The following is a 26,163-nucleotide window of genomic DNA, read 5'->3' on the forward strand; positions in this document are numbered from 1 at the left end:
TTATTTGATACTTTTATTATAAACATTGACCATTTAGTTAATGTAAAAGAGCAGTAAATAGTAAGTTGTTTTTTATTTTATTAGTTTGATTCTGTAAAAAGTTAGTAAACAAAAATGGAACTAACCCCAAAAGATGAGACAAATATAAAAACACCCCTGTTGAATTCATGTAAAATGAATTTAACGGAGGTGTATTTTTTATGGTTAAAAGGATTGCTTATCCAGTAGAAGTAAAAGAAGAAGCTATAAAAATGAAACTTAAAGGTAAAACAACATCAGAAATTATGAATAAACTCAATATTCGGAATAAAACTCAGGTGAAAATAAAGAAAGAAAAACGTCCTGGTTCTATTTATTTTAAAACTACTAATGTAATTGATAGAGACTTTAGTTCAAGTAAGCCACTAGAAAAAGTAACAACAGACATCACTTATCTTGATTATGTTCCTAAAAGACTCTATCTTTCTAGCATTATGGATTTGTTTAATGGAGAAATACTTTCTTATACAATAAGTGAAAAATAGGATATATCTTGTGTTTTAGACACACTAAATAAATTACCTAAACTTCCAGATAAATGTTTCGGATCAAGGTTCTGTATATACTTCATATGCTTATGATCACGCAACAAAAGAAAAGAGCATTACCAGAAGTATGTCCCGAAAAGGGACTCCTGCAGATAATGCTCCAATAGAATCGGTTTATTCCATCCTAAAGTCTGAAACGTTCTCATTACACCCAGAGCTTGGAAGATCTACAATTAGTGTCATTGAAACTGTACAAAATTTCATCAACTATTATAATAAAGAAAGAATTCAACAAAAATACGACTACTTATCTCCAGTTGACTATCGGAAAAAAGTAATCCCATAGGTGTTTTTATTACTGTCTCATTTTAGGGGTTCAATCCCTTATCTAAAATAATGCGCATATTTTTTAGTGATAGCTGTTACTATAAATAGACAGAAACTCGACACAATAAACACACTGTTTACACCAACTTTGTCAGCCAGCATACTTAATATAGTGAGACTCAAAGAAAACACACCTGAACAAATCACATTACTCGCCGAGTAAACAGAGGCAATTTTTTCCGGAGTGATACTTTGTTGTATAACAGTCACTTGTGGAATATTTTTCATTTGAGAAAAAAGACCAACACTTATTGATAATAATAACGACATAGCAGGTAAAGATACTACTGAAAATAAAAATGTCACAATCGCACCAAATAAAGAACCATAAAAAATTACGACTGATTTGTCTTTATTAATTCTTGTCTCATATGCCATAACGAGTAAACTACCAACCATACACCCTAAGAAAAATGTCGCATTGATATATCCCCACCACTGATCACCTTTATGTAAGAATGTGTTGACGTAGACTAAAATAATCGAGGACACCCACGCTGTATTAGCAATAGATTCCAAGACATCCATCACTAAAACAAGCTTTACAACAGGCTCCTCTCTAATAACGTCCCATCCTTTTTTAAATTCAGTCCACGACCCCTCTGATATATTATTGAGAGGACGTTTAGAGTGTAATCCAACTAAACATACAAAAGAAAGAAAAAATAAAGCCGTATCCATCAATAATAAGGTGCGTTGACTAAATAAAACGACTAAAGATGCACCAATTAGCCAACTGACAATATTAACTACTTGAGCTACTGTTTGAAATAAACTATTTGCTTTTACTAAATCTAACGTCGATACAAATTCTGGGATAAGTGCTAGAATAAGTGGATACATAAAACTTGTTAAAAGCGAAAATAAGCACACTAACCCACTCAATCCCAAAATAGAAAATGTATCTAGTTGAATCGCTAAACCTAAACATATGAATACTAGGACAGCTAAAAACTGAGATTGTTTTAAAACGCGAATCATTTGATATTTTGCTACTAGCATTGGGGTGATTAAGCCACATAAAACAGTCCCACATGTCATGGCTATTGGAATAATTGACGTAGATAAAATAGAGTTCGTCCCCGTTAATACGGTGCTAATAATCGATACAGTATAAATCGTACTTCCAAAACTTGAGAATAGTTGACTCGCTAAAAGTTTATTAAATTGTTTTGTCATTATATTTCCTACCTTCACTTAGGTGAATAATTTTCATCACCTGTTTTAAATTATTGACACTAAGTGAAGTGGTCTAAATTCGTCTCATAAGATGCTCCTTCTTTAATATATTTCGTTTAAGTATACTACTTTTCAAAATAAAAAAAAACATCCTTTAAAAAGAATGTTTTTATCATAGTTAGTTATCTTTTGGTATAAATAATCCTTTATTTTTGTTTAAAATAAGTAACAACACAATAACGGTTGCCAGACCAGTTAAAAAGCCACTAATTCCGTTTGCTACTAATGAATAAGTCACTGGCGATAATCCCCAAATGGCATATTTACCCCAGAAAATAAATCCGGCAATAAAGTGGAAAATATAGCGTATCAAGGTACCAAAAAATGCACCTGAAACAACGTACTTCCATGCACTTGATGGATTAGTTTTTAAAGCTGTTTGTAGCTTTTTACTAAACACACCTGAAAAACCTGCTGCGGCAAAAGCGAATATGTATTCAATAATAACTTGTGATACCGTCAAGAAGTACACTTGACCCATTAAAAAGTGCAATAATCCCCAAATAAGACCAGCGTAAACTCCTGGTAAAGTTCCACGGCGTAATGCATACAATGTTAAGGGAATCATACCTAAAGAAACGGAAAATCCTGTTCCTATATTTAACGGGATAAACGATAATGCCATAGATAGCGCAGCTACAATCGTCCCCTCTAAAATAATTCGTGACCTTTTTGACATAAAAAAACTCCTCCTATTATTGATTAATACGTGACCAATCAACAAAAGAGCAGTGCTTACTTGCTACCACTTTACACAATTCCTACGCTTGAATTAACAATATCAGGTTCGAGGGTTTAGAGTTTTCACTCATTCTCAGCCTAGAAGCTCCCCTTTGTGACGGTTATGTATTTAATTTATTTCATCTATAAGTATGGCATGTATCCGCTTAAGAGTCAATGTTGTTAATTTATTTAATTGAATAAGCAAGATATTCATAAAAAAATAACACATACCTGTTTGTCTTCCTATATATTTTAATCTTTATTCTATCTCTCTCATTATACTAAGTGTTATTAAAAAAGAATAATATATAAATGAAGATATCCCTAATATCAAGTGCTATACTTTATAATAGATTACATACTAAGTAGGAGGAATCAAGATGCAACTCTTTATTAATATACTAGGAATTTTAGGAGTATGGGGATTATTTTCTTTTCCCTTGTATCAAGCATTTTTAGAACTTTCTGAACAAGCCATTACGTTTACACAACATATTAATATAGAAAAAAACTTCAAAAAAATATCTCCTTGGCTATGGTTATTTCCACCGCTTAAAATATCCAGAGAAAAGAAACGTGCTTTATCTATTATCCATGAAATAACACTATCAGACGATGAAGCCAAAAATATGATGACTTACTTTGATAAAGCAACGGCATGGTTCTATGTCGCAACAGCTGGTTTATTTAATGCTATTTATTTTAGTTATGATCTTTATAAAGAGAGCTCATTTAATCAATCTCCTATTCTATTTATTTTGTTTCTTATCTTTATGACTATTTTTAGTATTTTAAATGTCGTATACCGTATGAATCCTAAAAGACTGGATAAGAAGAGCCAAAAATTAAGAAAATAACTTTATGTTATGACTTAAAATATATTGCTAATTAAAATATTCCTCACAAAATTCAATGGTATCACTCATCGCTTGTGCTAAACGATGATAGTCACTGCCGAGTAAGTAACACATCTCTTCTATCTTTTTAGCATTTGTTAAAAATGTCTGATCCTTTGTCATAACATAATCATATAGATTAAAGTCAAATACGCATAATATGCGTTGAAATCCCTCTTCAGTGTTTTTGGTCACCTCATAAAAATCTTGTCTATAATTATTGATACTATCCCAATCTTTATTTTCTAAAGCTGTGCTTACAAAATTAACAAATAGGTAGCTTTTTATCTTAACAACATCTGGATAACTGTTATACTGTCTTAATTGTTTTAATGCAAACTCGGTCAAAATCTGATAAGTCTCATAATCAAAGTGATACCCATTATTTAGAAAAAAAGCGAATTCCTTTAATGTCCATGATTCGACAGACATCAGATGATTTTTTAGAATCTCAACATCTTCTTTTTTATAAACAGCTGGTTCAATATGTTTTTTACCTGACTCCTCATAAGCATAAATTAACAGATTTAATCTCGCCTTTAGTACCTCATCCTCTTTAGTTTTCGGTGTATCATAATAAACTCGTAATTTTCTTAGTGTCTCAATGTCCCCTCTATTGGTTGCGACTGCTACTAACACGTTGCTAGTTATTTCTTCTGATGATTGATAACCATTGGCAATAAATTCAAATTCCTCAAATTTCATCTCTAACCTAGCTAAGACATCCATGAATTTTGTCACGGACATATCATGTAGTCCTTTTTCAAAATCTATGGCATAAGTTTTAGAAACAATTCCAGAATATAAGTATTTTTGTGAGTATCCTTTGTTTAGTCGTATGTTGCGAACTACTTTTCCATAATCTGACTCCATCAAACTCCTCCTTTTTGGTCAACTATACTTTACCATTTATTCGTTCATAAAACGAATCATTCTATACTATAAAAAAAGGAGGAATCACTTATGTCTATTATCAAAAAATACCCACTCTATCAAAAGATTATTTTGAACAACTTTATATCAACTCTTGGAGATTCAATGTACTATATTGCTCTTATGACATACGCAGCACAATTTACCAATTCATCTCTTGCCATAACCATTGTGTCATTATCTGAAAGCATTCCCTTTATTTTTGCTTCCCCGTTAGGTAGTGTGGCTGATATGAGCGAAAACAAAGCCACAAAAATATTTTATTCTGGATTAATACGTGGTGTGCTGTACCTATCAGTTGGAGTTTTAATCGGTTTTCAACAAAGTATGATGTTATTAGTTGGCATTAGTTTGATTAATTTTATCTCTGACAATGTTGGAAAATTTTCAAACAGTTTGTTTTATCCCTTTGTCCCATTAATTGTGGAACAAGATGATTTAGAAGAAGCTCAAGGTTTAAATGGAGCAATTAGTAACATTGTGGCGATTATTGCCCAATTTGTTGGCGCCTATTTATTAGGACTGTTTTCTTATCAATTGCTAGCTGTCATTAATAGTATGACCTTTTTTGCGACAGCTTTGATTGTTTTATCAATGAAAAAAAGCCTAGATACCTTAGAAAAAGAACATCTAGACAAACGTGAGTCGATCTCACTATCTGCTATTTGGAAACAGATGGTATTCGCTATTAAAGAAACAACAAAGAATAAACAATTTTTTAAATTAATTTTAGTTTTTGCTGGATTAAATGGCTTATCTTCTGCTATTTCACCTCTTTTATCAATTATTTTAGCAAAAGATTCAGCTCTCATTGTTGATAGTTTTTCATTTACCTTTGCTCTTATTCAAGGTTTAACATCTATTGGGGTGATACTTGGTAGTTTATTTGGAACAAAATTATTTAAAAAATTAGAGCTAGAACAATTCACTCAACTTATTTTATTTTTCATGGCCTTACTTGTCTGTAGTATTTTACTTAAAACTATCTATTTATTATTAGGTTTTCAATTTATTTTGGGACTACTTATTGGTATTTTAAATCCGAAATTTAATGCTAAATTGATGAAAGAAATTCCTCTTGATAAGTTAGCAACCATTGCTGGAGGAGTCAGCACACTGCTCATGTTTTTCCCTCCAATCACTATTTTTATCTTTACTACCGTGGCCACAGTTTTTAGTAGTAATATCTCATTGATAGCACTAAGTATAAGTTGTCTACTATTGTGTTTCTATTCCTTTATAAGTGGACCAAATACTAAAAAAATCTAACTTAGACTCACAGCTATGTATTGCCCCCAAAACGCTAAACTAAAAAATCTAGCTTTTGGGGTGCACTATATTACACTAGGCTAGCTTTTTTATTTTAATTTTCCAATACGTCTAAACAAAACTTTCCTACTCTATCGCTCACTAATTTTTCGTAATTATCATAACTTTCTGTTGCTTCATCATTCGCTAAATCAGATATACCTCTAATAGATAAAAATGGTATCTCATTTATAAAACAAACATGAGCAATAGCACTTGTTTCCATATCTACCGCAACAGCATCAAAAGTTTCAATAATACGTGCCTTTTCATTATCATCTGCAATAAATGATTCTCCAGACACTATACACCCTATCATGCCCTCTTGGTGATGTGCTTTAAATCTAGCTAGCAACTGTGTGTCTGCTTGAAAATTTGACGTATATGGAAATAATCGTTCCATTTGATTTTTATCCACATCATGATGACTATATCGATCTCCTAAAACAATATCTAATGGTTTTAAACAAGGATGCAACCCTCCTGCTATTCCAATATTTAATATAACATTGGTCTCGAAATAATCAATCAATAATTGCGTATAAACGGTGGCATTTACTTTACCTACGCCACTTGCAACTAGCACCAAGTCATTTTCCCCATAATCAGCTAAGTAAAACGTCTGTTTTTTAATACAACAGGTGTACAATTCAAATGATGACGTAAATAATCTAATTCTATTGGCATAGCACAAATAATTCCTATTTTCATAAAAGTACCTCATCCACCTTTGTTTTAGTTATTATCCTCTTATATCTCCCCACCATTTTGGTAATAATTCTTCTAACATGACAATCTCTCTTGTTTCATAATCAACCATAATTTGAGTCTCTTTGTTTTTAGGAGAAAACTGCATCAAGGCTTCACGGCAAATACCACAAGGCATACCTCCATGATTCGTTGGAGGGGTGTCTCTAAAAGCAATGATTCTTTTCACGTGTGTTTCTCCACTTGCTTGATACATATTAATTAAAGCCATTCTTTCAGCGCATAAGTTTATCGTACCACCTGTCCCCTCGATACAGTACCCAGTAAAAATCTGTCCACTATTACTTTCTAACGCACAGACCACATGATTCGTATAGATAAAACTATTTACTTCTGTAGGGTGATAATACTCTTTCGCTCGTAAATACAATTCTTCCCAAATATCTGTCATATTATCTTCCTCTTTCTACCCATAAAACAAAATATTAATAAGATTCCATGTCATATGTAATAACATTGGCACAAAAATATTTTTACTTTTCATAAACGACCAACTAAATAAAATGCCAAGAATAAACACCTGAATAAATCCACCAGACGAGATGATACCACTAAACATTCCTGTATATATCCATGTTGGAAAATGAATAAAAACAAACAAAATAGATGACAGGATCACCGCATTCCACTTTGAAATTTTTGTCAGTAACGAATTGAGTATCCAACCTCTAAAAACCAACTCTTCGGTTATACCGACAAATAAAACGGTATTGATTAAAGAAATAGGTCGGAAACTCGCTCTTATGGCTGTATTGCCATATTGTATATAAGAAATAATGAGTAGGTAGACAACTATTGCTAAAGCAACAAGGAACCATCTACTCCATTTAGTTTTTTGCTGAAATAAAGTAGGGTAGTGTATTGCAATCCCTTCGTTCTTTTTAATTAATAGGAAACTTGGAACCGTCCATACTCCTATTTTAATAACTGATTGAATCAATGTACCTATAATTGATGAAAAATTCATCATAATTGTTGGTTTTACCACAAACTCATACACATTCCATACGAAAAAGAAAATAATAATATAAATGATTAATTGATTAAATGATTTTTTCTGTGACATCGTCGTATCCTTTCATTTATAGACCTTTATTTAGCTAAATTAATCTATTATGTAGTATAATAACAGAAAACGATAAGGAGTGATACATTATGGAATGGATAACTGTCATCACAGATTTTATAGCCGATGTATTCGCTGGTACTAGTTTTAAACATATGAGAAAAAAAGATTAACTGTCATTTTGATAAATATGAAAAAGAAAGCACTGTTTTTAGGTGCTTTCTTTTTATTTTGTAGATTTTTAGTTGAAGTCCATATATAATAAAGCAGGGTTGAATTGTTCATGTTAACAACATTAATAAACACGAAAGATTATACGATTATGACAAGAAGAAAACATTCAAAAAAAAAGCACAGCCGTTTAAACAGCAAAAAGGAAAACACATACATAAAATGGCTCGTTTTAATCATCACTTTTATCACAATTTTTACATTAAATCAATTAACATACTATACATCTGATGATTATACTTACCATTATGTCTATAAAGGACATATGCCAACAACTGATATTGAGAAAATAGATGGGATAGGCTCCATCGTTACTTCACAAATCAATCATTACCAATTGTGGAATGGACGATATTTAGCTCATAGTATCGTTCAATTTTTTCTTCAATATGACAAAATTATTTTTAATATATTTAACACATTCGCATTTATCCTGTTGATGTATTTAATCTATGCCATTATAGAAACTAGCTCAAGTATTAAGAAACCAGGTATGCTTTTAGCCCAAATAGCGATGTTACTTTGGTTAATGATTCCAAGCTTTGGCCAAACGGTGCTGTGGGTATCTGGGGCAGGAAACTACCTTTGGACCGCACTCTTTTACACTGGTTTTTTATTGCTATGTTTAAAAAATCTAGACGATCATCTTTTTGTGATTTTGGGGTCTATCTTCTTAGGATTTTTGACAGGTGTAACAAATGAAAATTCTGGTCCAGCTACGATATTGGTAGCCGTATGCATCTTTTTATTAAATATTATCATCAATAAAAAAATAAAAATTTATCAGATTACAGGTATTTTATTCTCCGTTTTAGGCTTTATCTCCATGATGTCCTCAGCTGGATCACAAAAACGTGGCCATATTGATTTATCAATAGAAGTCTTATCACGAAATCTAACTAACATTTTCACCAATAGCATGATTCATTTTTATTTTTTTTATCTATTAATTCTTGTTCTGATACTTATTTTATCATTACAGAAAGCTATAAAAGCAAAAGATATCTACTTCATCATTCTTTTACTTATAGGGCATTTTGCTTGTATTTATAGTCTGATTCTTGTTTCTGAACAACCCTTACGTGTATTATTTGGGGCATCTGTTTATCTCGTAATAGTTACCACATATTTACTCAATCGCTTGCGTAAATTAAAAAAATCCCAATTTATTTTAACTGTTGGGCTGTTACTTTTGTCAGCCTATCATTACTATTATGCCATACAAGACAATCGTACAACATATTCTCAAGTAATGGAACAAGTGGCTTTGTTAAAAAATTCAAGTCCAGATGAGGATGTCACTTTGCCTATGATTACTTATCCTAAAACTAATTATAATGCCTATAAAGGGACTGCCAATGTGACACAGGATAGGGAAGCTTGGTTCAATAAATGGATGGCTCAGTACTATAATGTGAAATCAATTACCGGCATACCACAACCAAATAAGTAAGCAACGAATAAATCGTTAAAAATTAAAAAACTAGTTACGCCAAATCTTTCTATGATTTGACATAACTAGTTTTTATTTCGTGTATAAGTTTCTATCTAATTCGCTCTAATATCCGCTCAATATTCATCGTCACAAACTCATCATCTTGAATGCCACTCACATACGACTCATGTGATTTTTCTTCAAGTAAACTTCTTAATTCTTTTTCATAACGTTTAATTTGTGGTGCTAGTAAAATCACATCATAATGTTGTTGTGACAATTTTGTTTCCACACGTTGAACTGGTGCATAATCAACATCATAGTTTAAATCATGCTCTCTTAAACTTTCTAACATTTTTGAAACAAATAATGAGGCACTAATACCTGACTCACAGATAAATAAAATACTTTTTTCCATGTCATTCACCTTTTATATTTTTTTAACTTTAACAGGCTGACCAGTTTTCAATGATTCATTTGCAGCAAATGCTAAACGTTGTGCCATAATACCATCTTCATATGTCACAACAGTGTCTGTATCATCTTTAATAGCTGTTAAGAATTCTTCCACTTCTTTAATGTATGCATCATTATAACGCTCCAAGAAGAAGTGAAGTGGTTTTTGACTATGTACTCCAGCTTCATCTGATAATACAACATTATTAACTAGCTCATTTTCTGCTTGAGATGCACCTTTAGATCCAAATGCTTCTAAGCGTTGATCATAGCCATATACTGCTTGACGACTGTTACTAATCACACCTAAACAACCGTTCTCAAATGTCAACGTCACAATCGCTGTATCAACATCCACACCATCTAATTCCGGATTAACCAACGCATCTCCCACTGCATAAACTTCCTTCACTTCACTACCAGTAATAAAACGAGCCATATCAAAGTCATGTATCATCATATCAAAAAATAGACCGCCTGACGACTCAACATATGATAAAGGTGGCGCTTCTGGATCACGTGAGTCAATACGTAATAACTGAATATCTCCAATAGATCCATCTTGAACGTGTTTTTTCACTTGTGCAAAATTACGATCAAAACGACGGTTAACACCAAGTTGGAATTTTACACCTGCTTCTTTCACAATATGATAGGTTTCAACTGTTTCTTCATCAGAAAAACTAATTGGTTTTTCACAGAAGATATGTTTTTTCGCTGCCGCAGCTTTTTTAATCAGTTCAACGTGTGTGTCAGTTGGTGTACAAATAAATACCACGTCAATCTCTTCATCATTAAAGATGACATCAAAATCTGATACTAATGGTACACCATATTCTGCTTCAAATGTTGGCATTTTATCTGCAAAAATATCTGCGACCGCTTTTACTGTCACACCTTTCATTTGTACCAAGTTTTTCGTATGAAGTTTTCCAATACGTCCGCCACCAATTACTCCCACAACTAATTCTTTTGTCATATTATTCATCCCCTAATTTTTTATTTATCTAGCAATCCCCAGTGGAGAAAACATTAAATATGTTAAAACAACTACTAAAATGGTAATCACACTCACTAATTTTGTATGCTTCCAAGGTGTGATATCTACTTTTGTATTAAAGACTTTCAATTCAAAATCACCATCTGGTTTCAGTTTTGAAACCACAAACATAACAAGCATGTCTAAGAAAAATAGTACACTTAACACATATAGAAAATGCACATCTTTTAACACAACTTTTGATAACGCATACAAGATAATATGTAAGTAAATCGTTACTTTTGCTGCAAAGGCTGTTGCTTTTTTAGAGTAAAATGCTAATAAAATAATTACCAATAATGGCATATTATACAATCCATTGAATTCTTGCACGAATTGATACAACCCTGCTGGTGCAAATGAAATCAACGGTGAGATAAAGATAGATAATAACCCAATCGCAATGGTAATCCGTTTACCAAAACGCGTGATATCATGATCTGTCGCTTGTTTATTGAAAACAGGCTTATAAAAATCAAGCGATAATAATGTTGATGTCGCGTTTAACGCTCCTGAGAATGAAGATAAAATCGCTCCAAAAATAACCGCTGCAAACACGCCATAAATCATCTCTGGTAAAACATGTGTCACAAGTGTTGGATACGCATCATCAGGCATCCCCATTAATGCATCACCAAAAATATTTCTCGCTACAATTCCTGGAAATACTAAGAATAATGCACCAAATACTTTAAAGAACCCAACAATGAATACGCCTTTTTGTGCTTCAGCTAAGTTTTTTCCAGCTAACGCTTTTTGGACAATCATCTGATTGGTACACCAGAAATATAAATTATTAAACATCATACCTGTTAATAGCGTTGGCCAAGGAACAATAGCTGAATCAATTGAACCAACAGAATTTAGTAACCAAGGTGTGTTATCTATAATGTGGTCAATTCCTGCGATAAAACTACCCTCACCAAGCATTGTAACGCCAATTGCTGGGATAAGAAGTCCACAAGCCAGTAAACCAAATCCATAAACAGTATCACTATAAGCACTTAATCGTAACCCACCAATTAATAAATATAAAATGCCAATAACACCAATCGCAAGTGAGACAATAATGATTGACGTAATAGGTCGAATACCCAACAGTTCATCAATCCGAAAAATTTTATTAAATACTAATGATCCCGAATACAACACTACTGGTAAAAACGATGTGATATAAGTAATAATAAATAATGCCGAAATAATTCGCTTAATTTGTGTATCATAACGTATTTCAATAAAATCAGATACGGTGTTAATACCATATTTCAAATACTTTGGTAGAAAAACGGATGCTAACATAACAATCGCAATGGCTGATGTGACTTCCCACGCCATAACTTCCATACCAGCGACATAACTTTGTCCATTTTGACCGACAATTTGCTCTGTTGATAAATTCGTCATAATAATCGAACCTGCAATAGGTAGGGCAGTCAAACTTCGACCACCCATAAAGAATCCTTCTGCTCCATCAACATTGACACCACGTGATCGCTTAAACGCAAACAACCACACACAACTAATAATAACAACAAAACTTAAAATAGAAAATAGATTCATGACCGTCTCCCTTTATTACAGTTTCGTAACTGAATTGATGTATTCACGAGCATTTTTTGCATAAATAAATGGATTAGCTTTTGCTGGATCTTGTTCTGCTTCAACAACTATCCAACCTTCGTATCCATCTTTTTCAATTTCTTGCCAAATTGGTGTAAAATCAATCATGCCATCTCCTGGTACAGTGAATACGCCTTCTTTAACACCTTTTAAGAAACTAAATGAGTTTGTTTTGACTTCTTCCATTTTTTCTTTACGGATATCTTTAAAGTGAATATGTTTAATACGGTCTTTGTGTGTTTGATACACTTCAATTGGATCTTCGCCTGAGAAAACTAAGTGACCCGTATCATATAATAGTGATACTTTTTTAGGATCTGTTTCAGCCATCAAACGATTAATTTCATCAGTTGTTTGAACACCTGTCCCCATATGGTGGTGGTAAACAATAGACATGTCTCTTTCATTTGCCAACTCACCTAATTTTTCTAATCCATCTGTTAATTTTTTCCACTCTTCTTCACTGAATTTAGGTTTTTTATCAAAAACAGGTGTCTCCATTTGACCTTGTACACTATGTCCTTGTTCTGATACAACGATGACTTTTGCTCCCATTGCATGTAAAAAGTCACGATGTAATATAAAGTCTTCTTTTGTCTCTTCAAATGGTTTCGTTGTTAAAAAGGCACTAAACCATGCACTAGCTACTGATAATCCACGTGGTTCTAAGTAGCTTTTTAATTCTTCTGGATTTTTCGGATATCTGTTTCCAATTTCTGTTCCTGTGTACCCTGCTAATGCCATTTCACTGACACATTGTTCAAACGTATTTTCTTTACCTAATTCTGGCATATCATCATTTGTCCAAGCTATTGGTGCAATCCCTAACTTAATTGTCATAGTATCCTCCTGGCTCAAAAAGAGCGCTTTCTTTATTTTTAAAAGAAATATAGCTAACACCTTTTTTAGCTAGCTATATTCCCCAACCTTAATACTTCCACGCTTTTTCTAACTTTTGTTCTCGTTGTTTCCATGCTTGTGTCACATTAGGATTATCTGATACTTCTGATACCCCAACATTCCACCAACCACCATATCCATCAGTCATTGTTTTTGGTAATACTTTAATGTCAATCAATGTTGATACTGTTTGTTTTTTCGCATCTTCTAGTGCGGCAACAAGTTCTTCACGTGTGGCAACACGATACACTTTTGCCCCGTATCCTTTTGCAACCATCGCATAATCAATTGCCATAATCTGATTATCAACATCACGTAATTCACAGTTGAAACTTCCACCGCCATTAGACATTTGCAAATTATTGATACAGCCATATCCAGCGTTATCAAACAAACACACATTAATTTTTTGTTTGTACTGAAGTGCTGTCACAAGTTCTGTATGTAACATCAAGAAACTACCATCACCTAATACGGCATAGACTTCTTGATTTGGGTTAGCTAATTTTGCTCCTAACGCTCCTGCTACTTCATACCCCATACATGAATACCCATACTCTAAATGATATGTATTGACTGTGTCCGTTTCCCATAAACGTTGGACATCACCTGGTAAAGATCCTGCTGAAGCAACGACAATACTGTCATCTGATACTGTATCATTTAACGTGATGAGTGCATTAGTTTGAGTAAATTCAGTTTGCAGCACATCAGCATAGTCATTCATGATTTCTTGTGAAAAATGATCGGCAATTTCTGCTTTAAATGTTTCTCTATTAAAGACAATATTATGTAAACGTTGGCGTTCTTCTTGCCATTCTTTTTGCCATTCTTCTAACTCATGACCATAACTGGCTTTATAATTACCAAGATGTTGACTAAACCATTCTAAACTAGCCTTCGCATCACCCACTACTTGTAAGGCATCAAATTTATAAGCTTGTACTCTGCTCACATTGATATTAATAAATCGTGTTTTATCATAATCAAATGCTGTCTTTGATGACGTGGTAAAATCGGTATAACGAGTGCCAATTCCTATCACTAAATCAGCAGACTCAATCGCTTTATTAGCAGCTGATGTCCCTAAGATACCTGTACCACCTAAGTTATAAGCAAAACTATTTGGAATAGTTGACTTACCTGCATGTGTTTCAACTAATGGGATATTATGTTGCGTTGCAATCTGTTGGATTACCTCGCCAGCACCAGAATATCTCGCACCACCACCCACAATCATCACTGGACGTTTGCTTTCTTTGATTCTATCTAGTGCGTCATTCAAGGCTCTTTCAACAGGACTTGTACGATCTAAATAGTGAACACGTTTTTTAAAGAATGATGTATCAAAATCAAATGCTTCCCCTTCAGTATCTTGCGGTAAACAAATCGTTGCTGGTCCAGCTGTTGCCGGATTTGTCATCACTTCAAATGCTCGAATTAACGCTGACATCAACTGTTCAGGACGCGTCACACGATCCCAATATCGTGATACCGCTTTAAACGCATCATTTGTTGTTAGTGAAATACTTGATTCATGCTCTAGTTGTTGCAACACAGGATCTGGTTGACGTGTCGCAAAGGTATCTGCTGGTAAAAATAAAACAGGAATATTATTTGCATGTGCTGTCGCTGCTGCTGTAATCATGTTTGCTGACCCGGGCCCAGCTGAGGCTGTTACAGCATAAATTTTTTGTCGTTTCATTTGTTTGGCATAGGCAATCGCAGCATGCGCCATTCCTTGTTCATTTTTACCTTGCATTACGTTTAAATGCCCTGGATTTTCCTCTAAAGCATGACCTAGACCTAAGACATTCCCGTGACCAAAAATATTAAATACTCCCTCAACAAAAGGTGTTTCTACACCATCAACATAGATATATTGTTGATTTAAAAACTTAACTAATGCTTGTGCTGTTGTTAATCGAATTGTTTCTCTCATTAGCTTACTTCCTTTTAGTTTGATTGTTCTTCCATTAACGCTTCAATTTGTTCCACTGTTGGCATGGCTTCAGATGAGCTATGCTTGCTAACTACAATCGCTGCTGAGGCACTGCCATATTGCAATGCTTCTTGAATTGTTTTTCCTTTAGTTAAAGCATATAAAAAGGCTGCGGCATAAGAGTCCCCTGCGCCAAATGTTTTTAATACATTTGATTTATACGCTTTACCACGGAATGTTTCGCCCTCTTTTGTATAAGCATATGACCCTTCCACACCATGTTTAATCACAATTAATTCAGGTGCATGTTGGAATAAATACGCTACAGTGTTGTCGTTATTTCCTTCTGTTACGTTTTCCAACATATTAAATTCATCACGTGTTCCGATCACCACATCAGATTGCTCTGCAACGACTGAGTAGTAAACAGATACTTCTTCCGCGTTTTTCCATGTGTAAGGACGATAGTCTAATTCAAACACCACTTGAACATTATTTTTTCTCGCTAACGCAACCGACTTCAACACGGCTTCACGGCTAGGACTTTGTGCCAAGCCTGTTCCCGATACAACCAACATTTTAGCTTGTTTAATATACTCTTCATTGACTTCACTTGGCTCTAAATATAAGTCAGCCACATCATCCCGATACATTAAAATACTGCATTCTGATGGACTTAGAATTTCGGTAAACGCTAACCCTGCTTTGTGTCCATCTTTATCGATTGCCATTTGACTTGTATCAATTCCAACTTCTGACATGTAATTTGAGATAAATCGACCATGTTGATCATCAGGAATTTTCCCAATAAATCCACAAGATAATCCTAATTTTGAAGCACCAATTGCAATATTCGCTGGAGACCCTCCAACATATTTACTAAATGTTTCTGTCTCTTCCATTGGACGATTATACTCGACTGCATTTAAATCAATACACGCACGACCAACGGCAATTAAATCATAAGTTGTCATAGTTAAACTCCTTTTTATTAATCTCTACTTAAAATCCATTCATGATCTTTGTCATTATGAAATTGCCATTTTTTGATTGGCCCTGCCATAATATTTAAATAATAACCATCGTATCCATCAGGGACTGATACTGGATGATAACCTTTTGGTACTAACACCACATTTTCATGTTCTACAGTCATTGTTTCATCTAACGAACGATCATCGGTATACACTCGTTGGAACACAAATCCATGTTTAGGGTTCATTTCATGATAATAGGTTTCTTCCAAGAATGATTCATGTGGTAAATTATTTTGATCGTGTTTATGAGGGGGATAGCTAGACCAGTTACCACTATCTGTATACACTTCCACCACAATCAATTTATCTGAAATGGGACTTTGATCGTCCATAATATTGTGAACAGTACGTTTATTTTGATATTTACCACGATGTTCTACTGTATTATCTGAAGCTTTAATTAAAGTCGTTGGTAACTCTTTTTTACTTGGGGCATAAGCTATCAACACTCTCGCATTACTAGTTGTCGTAATGTTGAATACTTTCCCACTTGAGACATAGACACTATCCGTTGGTACTCGGTCAAACACGTCCTGACGGTTTCCAATTTGTTTAAATGACTCATCGCCAACTGTTACATCAATTTTCCCAGTCATCACGACAATACACGCTTCTAAATCCGTTAATTTTTCTGTATAAATGCCTCCATCAGATAAATTTAGGACACGCATTTCAATATAGCGTAATCCGTCCGCTTCACGCGTCACGTGATGGCATTCCACCACGTGTTCAGATAATTCTTTTTTATAGGGACGTCGCTTTAAATCAACCATGTTATTTCCTCCTTTTACACATCACTACGTGCGTAACGAGCAGTTACCACCTTGTTACGTGTGTAGAAATCAACTCCGGCTTTTCCATTGGCTGGTAACGTTCCGTAGAATGAAGACTTCCAACCTGAGAATGGGAACATCGCCATTGGAGCAGGAACCCCTAAGTTAATTCCTAACATACCAGCGTCAATGTTTTCTCTAAAGTAGCGAATCGCTGAAGCATTATTTGTAAAGAGGCAAGCACCGTTAGCAAACTCTGAGGCATTAGCGATGTTAATCCCTTCTTGTAAATCTTTAATTTTCATAATAGATAATACTGGAGCAAATAATTCGTCTTTCCAGATAGTCATGTCTGTTGTCACACCTTCAAAAATAGTTGGTCCAACAAAGAATCCCGCCTCATCTAGTTGCTCACGACCATCACAGATTAAATTAGCACCTGCTTCAACGCCTTGCTCGATATAGTTTAGTGTACGATCTAAGTTTTCTTGACGAATAACTGGGCCCAAGAACACGCCATCATCTAATCCATTACCCATCTTGATATCTTTTGTGGCTTTTGTTAACTCAACCATGAATTCATCATAAATACCCTCTTCTACAGTTACCACTGCAGCAGCCATACAACGCTCACCCGCTGAACCAAACGCGGCACTTACAATAGCAGGAATACTGTCTTTAAGATTGGCATCATTTAACACAATCGTGTGATTTTTAGCTCCTGTTAGAGATTGAACACGTTTTAAGTTTTTAGATCCTTCAGTATAAACATATTGTCCAACTGGTTGTGACCCAACAAAAGAAATCGCTTTAATATCTGGGTGTTGTAGTAAACCGTTTACAACATCATGTGCACCAAAAACAACATTGAATACTCCTTTAGGTAGACCAGCTTCTTCTAATAAGCTCACCACTTTTTCCATTAACATAGGTGCTTTTTCAGAAGGTTTCAATACTACTGTATTTCCTGTAGCAATCGCCATAGGGAACATCCAAAATGGAACCATCATCGGAAAGTTAAATGGCGTTATTCCACCAACCACTCCGATTGGGTATTTATAAACACTTGCTTCAACATCTGTTGCGATAGAAGATAAATTATCCCCCATCATTAAAGTTGGTGCTCCAGCAGCAAATTCTACGTTTTCAATACCACGTTGAACTTCACCATATGCTTCAGATAAAGCCTTTCCATTTTCTAACGTAACTAATTTTGCTAACTCATCTTTATTTTCAATTAATAATTGATGAAATTTATATAAAATTCTTGCTCGTCTTGGTACAGCGACTTCTTTCCATGTTTGAAATGCTTCATGTGCTACTGTTGCTGCATGGTCTAAATCCTCACGAGTTGATAACGGAACGTCACACATTGCTTCTTTTGTTGCAGGGTTAACTACTGTTTCGTATGTGGTTGTTTGACTATCTACCCACTCACCGTTTATATAATTTTTTAATTTTCTAATTGACATTAATACCCCTCCATAGATTTACTTAAAACATACCATTTAAACTGTCACATCTTGGTTGTTTTGGTTAACTTCGATTTAATATTACCTTTAATCTAATCAACAGTCAATGTTTTTTGATATTTTTTTCAAAAAAATTGTTAACTTATATAAAAAATGATTAAGTCTTGATTAAGTTAGATATAAATGCTATCATGAAATAAAAGATAGTGAACGGAGAAAAGATTATGAAAGAAAAACGTTTTGAATCGATTAAACAGTATATTTTAGACCATCATCACGTTAGCCTAAAAGAACTGGAAGAAGAATTCAATGTCTCGATGAATACCATTAGACGAGATGTAAACAAAATTTTAACTGACTCACGTTTTGAAAAAGTTTATGGTGGCGTCAGCGTTAAAGAAGGAACACTCGTTGATTTTGAATATCGAAACATTGAAAATAAGGAAGAAAAAAAAGCCATTGCAAAAAGGGCAGCTTCTTTTATTGAGCCTGATGATTTAATTTATATAGACTCTGGAACAACAACAAAATATATTTTGGACTATATAGATGAAGATATGCCTCTTATTATCATCACAAATAGCTTAGACGTAGTACTAAAAGCAGAAAAACTCAGAAAGGTCACTATATTTCTAATTGGACATATCTTTAAAAAACCCACTCGTTCATTTGTTGGAGTAGAAAACGATGAGTTATCAGTGAAGTACAATATTACCAAAGCATTTATGGCAGCTACTGCAGTGTCCATTGGGAGCGGGTTAATGAACTCTGATATTATGGAATATGAGATAAAACGACAAGTGATGGACAAAGCTAATATGAAATTTTTATTAGCTGATAAAACAAAATTTGATCACTCCACTCTTTTAACTTATGCCAATTTAAGTGATGTTGATACATTAATCTCAAACAAATCCTTTTCAGATCCTTATACGTCATATTTTTCGGATCATAATATTAACTTTATCGAGATATAAAAAAGTGATAGGAAACCATTAATGGTCCTATCACTTTTTCATTTACCCATCATAATCTTCCATTAAATCCTTAAATAACCCATAAACAAATTGATTTGGATTAAACTCTTCTAAATCAGTGATTTTTTCACCTAAACCAACTAGTTTCACTGGTAAATGTAACTCATTTCTAATAGCTAATACAATCCCACCTTTAGCAGTTCCATCTAGCTTAGTTAAAACTATCCCTGTAACATCTGTGGTATTTTTAAATTCTTTTGCTTGAATCAAAGCGTTTTGACCAGTTGTTGCGTCTACTACTAACAAGACTTCATGAGGAGCAGAAGGATATTCTCGTTCAATAATACGCTTCATTTTTTCTAATTCTTTCATTAAATTGACTTTATTTTGCAAACGTCCTGCTGTATCAACTAATAGAATATCATAATGCTCGTTTTTCATTTTTTCTACTGCATCAAATACAACAGCAGCAGGATCTCCACCAGCATTATGTCTAACCACATCAACACCAGCACGTTCTCCCCAAACAACCAATTGATCAATAGCACCTGCTCTAAAGGTATCAGCAGCAGCTAACAAGACTTTCTTACCCTCATCCTTGTAACGTTTGGCTAATTTACCAATACTTGTTGTTTTACCAACACCATTCACACCAACAAATAGCATAATAGTCGGACTATCAGTTTGGATGTTTAACTCATTATTTTCTTCAATGCCTTCTGCTTCATAAATCTCAACTAATTTTTCGATAATCGTTGCTTGAACATCTTTTTTCTTCTTCACATTTTTTAGTTTGACTTCTTCTTGTAACTCATCAGAGATTCTCATTGCCGTTTCAAATCCAACATCGGCAGAAATCAACGCTTCTTCTAAGTCTTCAAAGAACTCATCATCAACCATTCTGAAATTAGCAAATAGTTCATTCATATACTGACCAAATGAACGTCTTGATTTCTCTAATCCTTTATCATATTTTTTAATGGTTTCTTCTTTTTTCTCTTCGACTACCGGTGGTTCTGGTACCTTAACTGGCTTTTTAACCTCTGACACTTCTTCAACGATTGTTTCTTTTGTTTCCTCTTTAGGTTGTTCTGGCTCACTCACTTCAACTAATTCTTCAACAATCGTTTCTTCTTTTTCTTCTGGTTCTTCCGTTACGACAACGGTGTCATGATTTTCTTCTTGAGAGAGTTCTTCGACCGTTTCCTCTAATTCTTCAACTAGTTCTTCTTTTGGTGCTTCTTCAACTTTTTTCTCACCTAAAACGGCTTTTTTTATCTTATCAAAAAATCCCATTTAACTTCCTCCTACTATTTTGTCAGCACAAATGTTTCAACCGCATGTGCGACGCCATCTTCTTCATTACTTTTCGTGATGAATTGGGCGATGTCTTTTACTCCTTGACTTCCATTATCCATCACGACTCCCATTCCTGCATACTCAATCATCGAAAAATCGTTGGCTTCATCACCAATTGCCATCACTTCAGATTGTTTAATGCCTAAATAGTTAGCTAATTCGTCAATTCCAGCTGCTTTACTTGCTTCTTTGTGGATGATTTCTAATAGATTCACACGAGACTTCATGATATTAAATTCTTCCAATAACTCTTTTGGTAATTGTGCCATTTTTTCATCAAGATAGCTTGTTTCAACTGCTACTACCATTTTATTAAATAAACGATCCTTGCCTAATGTTTCGAGTGTGGCATGTTCTACCTTAAGCAATGGATTCATTGATTCATAGATTGATGTATGAGGTTCTTTGGCCGTATCTAGATGAATGACTGTATCCACCGAAATAATATCTAGTGGTAAATTTAATTTTCTCATCTCTTTTGCGACACGACTCACTTCATCAAACGATAATGAATGAGCCAATAATGTCTCTCCTGTATCGTTTTTTTGCACGGAGCTACCATTAAACGTGATGCTATAATCTCCCTCATCTCTTAACTCTAATCTATCTAGATAAGGCTCAATCGCAAATAAAGGTCTTCCTGTGCAAAGAACGACTTTGACACCTTGTTCTTTAGCTTTAGTTAATACTTCTTTGTTTCTATCTGAAATCTGTTTATCATCTGTTAACAATGTACCATCTAAATCAATTGCGATTAATTTAATCATACCATTCTCTCCTGTCTATTTGAGTGTCTCTTCTAGTTTTTCCATCTCTTCTAAGTGAACTGACACGATTTTTGAGATACCTGACTCTTGCATCGTCACACCATACAACACTTTAGCTGACTCCATTGTTCCTTTACGGTGAGTGATCACTATAAATTGCGTGGCATCTCCAAAGTGACGCAAGTAATTTCCAAATCGGGCAACGTTCGCTTCATCTAATGCCGCTTCAACCTCATCTAAAATACAAAACGGAATTGGGCGTGCTTGAATGATAGAAAATAACAAAGCAATCGCAGTTAACGCCCTTTCTCCACCAGACAATAAACTTAATTGTTGTAATTTTTTACCAGGTGGTTGTGCGACAATATCAATTCCTGTATGAAGTAAGTCTGTTTCATCACTTAATATCAAATCAGCATGTCCCCCACCAAACATTTTAGGGAACACTTCACGAAACTCTTCGCGAATATCACAAAAGACTTCATGGAACTGTTTCATCACCAACATGTCCATCTCATCCATGGTCTCTTGCAACTCATCTTTCGCTTGATTCAAATCATCTCGTTGACTCGTTAAAAAGTCATATCGTTCTAATATTTCATCGTGTTGTGCGATGGCTGATATATTGACTGGCCCTAGCTCTGAAATTTTAACTTTCAAATCGCGAATGACTTCGCTTACTTGTGATGCATCATGAATATCAAATGATTTTTCTTTTGCCGCTTCAAAGGTTAAACTATATTCTTCTTGTAAATAAGTCAATAAGCTATCTAATTGATTATCACAAGTTCCTTGCATAATTTCAATCTCGGTCTTTTGATTCATAAGCTCACGAATGACTGCATAACTTTTATCGACTATTATGTCATGTTCTTTGATTGTCTTAGCATAGTGCTCTCTTTGCGTCTTCGCTTTACTAATCTGAGTCAAGACTTCTTCTCTTTTACGAGATGCTTCGCTCATTTGTTTTGTAATGTTTTCTTCATCTTCTTTATAATGAGAACTGTCTTCCTCATGGGATTGACTTTCCTGTAACAGTTCACTCATTTTTTGATCTGCTTCTTGTAACCGAGTATTTCGTTCTAATTGTTTTTCAGCTAACTGATTTAGTTTTTCTTTTATAACAGCCAAATCGGCCTCTTTTTGAGCGAGTTCTTTTGTTAAAGTTTCTTTTTTCTCAGAATTCGTCGCCTCTAACTGATCCACATCAGCCATTCTTTTATCTAACTCTGCAATCTTTTGAGCAAGTTCTTTTTGTTGTGCTTCATAGTTTTCTTTTTCTTGTTGATACTCTGTAAGAAATTGATTTAATTCACTTTGCTCATATTCTAGTATTTTCTTTTCTTTTTCTAACTGCGTCACATCTTGTGTTAAAAGAGACACTTGTGATTGTAGTTTTTGCTCTGTTAGTCTGGCTTCTTCACCTAATTTACGTAGATTTTCAAGTGACTCATCTATTAAAGAAACTTCTTTTTGCAATTCAGTCACTTCGATTTCTTTTTGTTTATACAGAGTGGTCATTTGAGATAATTGTTTTTCAATATCTTGTAACTCTTTTGATTGAGAAAACCAGTGCATCGACTGACCTTTTTTACTCATCCCACCAGTCATAGAACCACCAGGATTCATCACGTCTCCATCCAATGATACCACACGATACTGAAAGTTAATTTGTTTTGCGATATGAGTGGCTGCATCTAATGAATCCGCGACGATAGTTAAGCCTAATAAGTTCCTAACAATGGCCGAAACCTCTTCATCATAACGAACTAACTCACTAGCTACTCCCACAAACCCTGACATATTTTGTACTTTATCTAAAACGTCTTGCCTAATATATCGTGCTTTAACAGTAGTCAATGGCAGAAACGTCGCACGGCCTAGTCTTTGTTTCTTCAAATAAGAAATAGCGTCTCTAGCACTTTGGTCGTCCTTCGTTACAACATGCTGGACACTTGCTCCAAGCGCTGTTTCAAGGGCTTGTTGATACGATGATGGAATATCAATTAATTCCGCCACAGCACCGACTATACCTGGAAACTGTTGTTTTTCTTTTAGCACTGCTCGCACACCTTGATAGAAACCTGAATAATTATCTTGCAATTCTTTCAAGCTTTTTTGCTTAGCTTGGGCTTGTTGTAAGATTCTTAAGGCATCCATTAACTGCGTGTTTAACTTTTGTAGTTGCTGACTAAGTTGCTCTTTAAGTTGTCTTTTTTGCTGATAGTCTTCTAAATAGGTGACAACATTTTCTTTTTTAACGTCATACTCTTTTGTTAATTCAACTAGTTCTTTTTGTTTTTCAGTTATCATTGCAACAAGCTCTTCATACTGATTCATTTCACGCGAGTTTTTATTTGTTTCTTGACTATATTGTTTTTCTAAATGCTTCAACTCGTTGTTCACGTGACTTTGTTGTTGCATGTATTCTAGATAATCACTACGCATATCATCTAATTGCTCTTTAGCTGATTTGCTATATTGAACTAGTTCTTCTCGAATACGTGAAATCAATTTCGTAAGAGATTTCTTTTCTTCAATTAAACTATTTTCTTCCTCTTCTAAAAAATGAATTTCTTTTTTAAGTGCTTCTTTTTCCGTATCTAAGTTACGTAATGTCTTTTGTTGCACCTCTTTTGTTTGAACAGAAAACTTTTGTTTTTCCTCTAACACTCGTTTTTGTGTTTCAAGTTGTTCATATTGTGTGCTACAGTCAAGCAATCGTTGCTGATGGCTATCTAGCATTTGCTCAAGTGTCGCTTGCTCAGATTTTAATTGTTCAAGCTTTTCTTCTAATTCATTTTTTTCAGTTTCTTTCTGATTTATCAATTGATTTTTTTCTTCAAGTTGTTTTTTATTATCATTCCATTTGTTTTTTGTTTCTTCAATCAAATGAGTTGTCATACTCACATCTTGCTCAGATAATTGCTCTTTTAATGTTAAATAAGTCTTCGCATTATCACTTTGTTGTTTCAATGGTGCTAGTTGAATTTCCAACTCATAAATAATATCTTGCACACGGCTGAGGTTATCGTCTGTCTCTCCTAGATGTTTTTCTGCCTGTTTCTTGCGATTTTTATATTTCAATACTCCAGCAGCTTCTTCAAAAATCGCACGACGTTCTTCAGGTTTACTATTAAAAATTTCTTCTACTTTCCCTTGAGAAATAATCGAAAAAGAATCTCTACCTAAACCTGAATCCATGAATAAACTAATCACGTCTTTTAGGCGACAACGTTGTTTATTGATGAAAAAATCACTCTCGCCATCACGTGTTAATCGTCTTGTGACACTGACTTCAGTGTACTCAATCGGTAAAAAATGGTCCTCATTATCTAGTACTAACGTCACTTCTGCTATATTTAACGGTGAACGTGAAGAAGAGCCAGCAAAAATAACGTCTGGCATTTTCCCCCCACGTAAACTTTTTGCTGACTGCTCCCCTAAAACCCATCGAATGGCTTCTGTAATATTACTTTTTCCACTTCCATTAGGACCAACTATTGCCGTCAAGCCTTCATTAAATTCAATTACTGTTCGATCTGCAAAGGATTTAAATCCTGCAATTTCAATTCGTTTCAAATACACAAACAATAAGTCCCCTTCCTAGGATTCTTCTGCTAAAATGTTGGCTAATGCTGCTTCTGCCGCTTTTTGTTCTGCCACTTTTTTAGACTTTCCAGACCCCTTACCTAGAGGCGTTCCTCCACCACATACTTCAACATGGAAGATTCTTGCATGGGCAGGTCCTTCTTCTGCTATTAAATGATACTCAATCAAGATATCACCATTTTTTTGTAATACTTCTTGTAGAGCAGTTTTATGATCCATCTCATGTGAAAAAGCACCAGTTTCTATTTTTGCTACGACTACTTGGTAGATAAATTCTTTCGCTTTTTTAGCTCCTTGATCTAAATATAGAGCTCCTAAAAAAGCTTCGAATAAATCACACAACAATGATGAACGACTTCTACCATTTGAATTTTCCTCACCCTTACCAAGTTTAACAAATTGATCAAAACCACATTCTTTTGCAAACATTGCTAAACTATCTTCTCTAACAATTGTCGAACGTAGTTTTGTTAATTTCCCTTCTGGTAAATCTTGAAAATGACGGTATAAATAATCAGATACTTCTAATTCTAAGACAGCATCTCCTAGAAATTCTAATCGTTCATTATCTTGTAGTTCAAAATGTCGATGCTCATTCACATAGGATGAATGGGTAAACGCTTGTTCCAATAACGAGATGTCTTTAAAAATGATGTTATAGTCTGTCTTTAATAACTGTGTTAACGTTTGTTCCAT

The 26,163-nt window shown here is 34.3% G+C and carries 24 protein-coding genes and 1 riboswitch; of the genes, 6 read left to right on the top strand and 18 right to left on the bottom strand.

Annotation, left to right across the window (positions count from 1 at the left end):
* The first annotated feature begins 200 nt into the window (after positions 1-200).
* Together BW731_RS04475 and BW731_RS04480 are read left to right on the top strand one after the other, a co-directional pair.
* Positions 201-524 (top strand): hypothetical protein, encoded by a 324-nt coding sequence (locus BW731_RS04475; RefSeq protein ID WP_079346089.1) that lies wholly within the window; start codon positions 201-203, stop codon positions 522-524.
* Positions 525-642: 118 nt separating this feature from the next.
* Positions 643-873 carry an IS3 family transposase gene (locus BW731_RS04480; protein WP_269844065.1) on the top strand — a complete coding sequence of 77 codons (231 nt, stop codon included), beginning with the start codon at positions 643-645 and terminating at the stop codon, positions 871-873.
* Positions 874-911: 38 nt separating this feature from the next.
* Here the strand turns inward: BW731_RS04480 and BW731_RS04485 are convergent, their stop codons facing one another.
* Together BW731_RS04485 and thiT are read right to left on the bottom strand one after the other, a co-directional pair.
* Complete coding sequence (locus tag BW731_RS04485; RefSeq protein WP_079346093.1) at positions 912-2,093, bottom strand: MFS transporter; 1,182 nt, start codon at positions 2,091-2,093, stop codon at positions 912-914.
* Between the two features lie 178 nt (positions 2,094-2,271).
* Positions 2,272-2,832: an energy-coupled thiamine transporter ThiT gene (thiT, locus tag BW731_RS04490; protein WP_079346095.1), complete on the bottom strand. Its 561-nt coding sequence runs from the start codon at positions 2,830-2,832 to the stop codon at positions 2,272-2,274.
* A gap of 62 nt (positions 2,833-2,894) precedes the next feature.
* A riboswitch (TPP riboswitch) is annotated at positions 2,895-2,996 on the bottom strand.
* Positions 2,997-3,256: 260 nt separating this feature from the next.
* On the opposite strand from thiT, the gene BW731_RS04495 reads away from it, so the two are divergent.
* Positions 3,257-3,733 (top strand): hypothetical protein, encoded by a 477-nt coding sequence (locus BW731_RS04495; protein WP_079346097.1) that lies wholly within the window; start codon positions 3,257-3,259, stop codon positions 3,731-3,733.
* Between the two features lie 27 nt (positions 3,734-3,760).
* Here BW731_RS04495 and BW731_RS04500 read toward each other — a convergent pair whose 3' ends face one another.
* On the bottom strand, positions 3,761-4,645 hold the full coding sequence (locus tag BW731_RS04500; RefSeq protein ID WP_079346099.1) for an Rgg family transcriptional regulator: 885 nt from the start codon (positions 4,643-4,645) through the stop codon (positions 3,761-3,763).
* A 90-nt stretch (positions 4,646-4,735) separates the two neighbouring features.
* On the opposite strand from BW731_RS04500, the gene BW731_RS04505 reads away from it, so the two are divergent.
* Entirely contained in the window at positions 4,736-5,974 is a 1,239-nt protein-coding gene (locus BW731_RS04505) for an MFS transporter (RefSeq protein ID WP_079346101.1), read from the top strand.
* Between the two features lie 94 nt (positions 5,975-6,068).
* On the opposite strand, the gene mtnN is transcribed toward BW731_RS04505, so the two are convergent.
* The 3 genes from mtnN to BW731_RS04520 form a co-directional block, all read right to left on the bottom strand.
* A complete protein-coding gene (gene mtnN, locus BW731_RS04510; RefSeq protein WP_233120543.1) occupies positions 6,069-6,599 on the bottom strand; it encodes a 5'-methylthioadenosine/S-adenosylhomocysteine nucleosidase in 531 nt (176 codons plus the stop codon).
* Positions 6,600-6,755: 156 nt separating this feature from the next.
* Positions 6,756-7,172: a cytidine deaminase family protein gene (locus tag BW731_RS04515; protein WP_079346105.1), complete on the bottom strand. Its 417-nt coding sequence runs from the start codon at positions 7,170-7,172 to the stop codon at positions 6,756-6,758.
* Between the two features lie 15 nt (positions 7,173-7,187).
* Positions 7,188-7,847, bottom strand: a complete 660-nt coding sequence (locus tag BW731_RS04520; RefSeq protein WP_079346107.1) for a CPBP family intramembrane glutamic endopeptidase — start codon at positions 7,845-7,847, stop codon at positions 7,188-7,190.
* A 283-nt stretch (positions 7,848-8,130) separates the two neighbouring features.
* Here BW731_RS04520 and BW731_RS12720 point away from each other — a divergent pair, with 283 nt between their 5' ends.
* Positions 8,131-9,531, top strand: coding sequence for a DUF3329 domain-containing protein (locus BW731_RS12720; RefSeq protein WP_079346109.1), 1,401 nt, complete (start codon positions 8,131-8,133; stop codon positions 9,529-9,531).
* Positions 9,532-9,622: 91 nt separating this feature from the next.
* Here the strand turns inward: BW731_RS12720 and BW731_RS04530 are convergent, their stop codons facing one another.
* The 8 genes from BW731_RS04530 to BW731_RS04565 form a co-directional block, all read right to left on the bottom strand.
* Entirely contained in the window at positions 9,623-9,931 is a 309-nt protein-coding gene (locus BW731_RS04530) for a PTS sugar transporter subunit IIB (RefSeq protein ID WP_143592740.1), read from the bottom strand.
* Between the two features lie 12 nt (positions 9,932-9,943).
* Complete coding sequence (gene iolG, locus BW731_RS04535) at positions 9,944-10,948, bottom strand: inositol 2-dehydrogenase (protein ID WP_233120436.1); 1,005 nt, start codon at positions 10,946-10,948, stop codon at positions 9,944-9,946.
* A gap of 24 nt (positions 10,949-10,972) precedes the next feature.
* Positions 10,973-12,568 carry a solute:sodium symporter family transporter gene (locus BW731_RS04540; RefSeq protein WP_079346115.1) on the bottom strand — a complete coding sequence of 532 codons (1,596 nt, stop codon included), beginning with the start codon at positions 12,566-12,568 and terminating at the stop codon, positions 10,973-10,975.
* Between the two features lie 15 nt (positions 12,569-12,583).
* Positions 12,584-13,468, bottom strand: coding sequence for a myo-inosose-2 dehydratase (gene iolE, locus BW731_RS04545; protein WP_079346117.1), 885 nt, complete (start codon positions 13,466-13,468; stop codon positions 12,584-12,586).
* Between the two features lie 88 nt (positions 13,469-13,556).
* Complete coding sequence (iolD, locus tag BW731_RS04550) at positions 13,557-15,470, bottom strand: 3D-(3,5/4)-trihydroxycyclohexane-1,2-dione acylhydrolase (decyclizing) (RefSeq protein WP_079346119.1); 1,914 nt, start codon at positions 15,468-15,470, stop codon at positions 13,557-13,559.
* Positions 15,471-15,484: 14 nt separating this feature from the next.
* Positions 15,485-16,444: a 5-dehydro-2-deoxygluconokinase gene (gene iolC / locus BW731_RS04555; protein WP_079346121.1), complete on the bottom strand. Its 960-nt coding sequence runs from the start codon at positions 16,442-16,444 to the stop codon at positions 15,485-15,487.
* A 17-nt stretch (positions 16,445-16,461) separates the two neighbouring features.
* Entirely contained in the window at positions 16,462-17,280 is an 819-nt protein-coding gene (iolB, locus tag BW731_RS04560; protein ID WP_079346123.1) for a 5-deoxy-glucuronate isomerase, read from the bottom strand.
* Between the two features lie 14 nt (positions 17,281-17,294).
* Positions 17,295-18,752: a CoA-acylating methylmalonate-semialdehyde dehydrogenase gene (locus BW731_RS04565; RefSeq protein WP_079346125.1), complete on the bottom strand. Its 1,458-nt coding sequence runs from the start codon at positions 18,750-18,752 to the stop codon at positions 17,295-17,297.
* Positions 18,753-18,976: 224 nt separating this feature from the next.
* Between BW731_RS04565 and BW731_RS04570 the strand changes: the two genes are divergently transcribed.
* Positions 18,977-19,729, top strand: a complete 753-nt coding sequence (locus BW731_RS04570; RefSeq protein WP_079346127.1) for a DeoR/GlpR family DNA-binding transcription regulator — start codon at positions 18,977-18,979, stop codon at positions 19,727-19,729.
* Positions 19,730-19,771: 42 nt separating this feature from the next.
* On the opposite strand, the gene ftsY is transcribed toward BW731_RS04570, so the two are convergent.
* Genes ftsY through rnc form a run of 4 tightly spaced genes read right to left on the bottom strand, consistent with a single transcriptional unit; the run spans position 19,772 to position 26,163 of the window.
* Entirely contained in the window at positions 19,772-21,025 is a 1,254-nt protein-coding gene (gene ftsY, locus BW731_RS04575) for a signal recognition particle-docking protein FtsY (RefSeq protein WP_079346129.1), read from the bottom strand.
* A 14-nt stretch (positions 21,026-21,039) separates the two neighbouring features.
* Positions 21,040-21,855 (bottom strand): Cof-type HAD-IIB family hydrolase, encoded by an 816-nt coding sequence (locus BW731_RS04580; RefSeq protein ID WP_079346131.1) that lies wholly within the window; start codon positions 21,853-21,855, stop codon positions 21,040-21,042.
* 15 nt (positions 21,856-21,870) lie between these two features.
* Positions 21,871-25,443 (bottom strand): chromosome segregation protein SMC, encoded by a 3,573-nt coding sequence (gene smc / locus BW731_RS04585; RefSeq protein ID WP_079348556.1) that lies wholly within the window; start codon positions 25,441-25,443, stop codon positions 21,871-21,873.
* Between the two features lie 18 nt (positions 25,444-25,461).
* Positions 25,462-26,163: a ribonuclease III gene (rnc, locus tag BW731_RS04590; RefSeq protein ID WP_079346133.1), complete on the bottom strand. Its 702-nt coding sequence runs from the start codon at positions 26,161-26,163 to the stop codon at positions 25,462-25,464.

Source organism: Vagococcus martis, assembly GCF_002026305.1.
Classification (GTDB): Bacteria; Bacillota; Bacilli; order Lactobacillales; family Vagococcaceae; genus Vagococcus; species Vagococcus martis.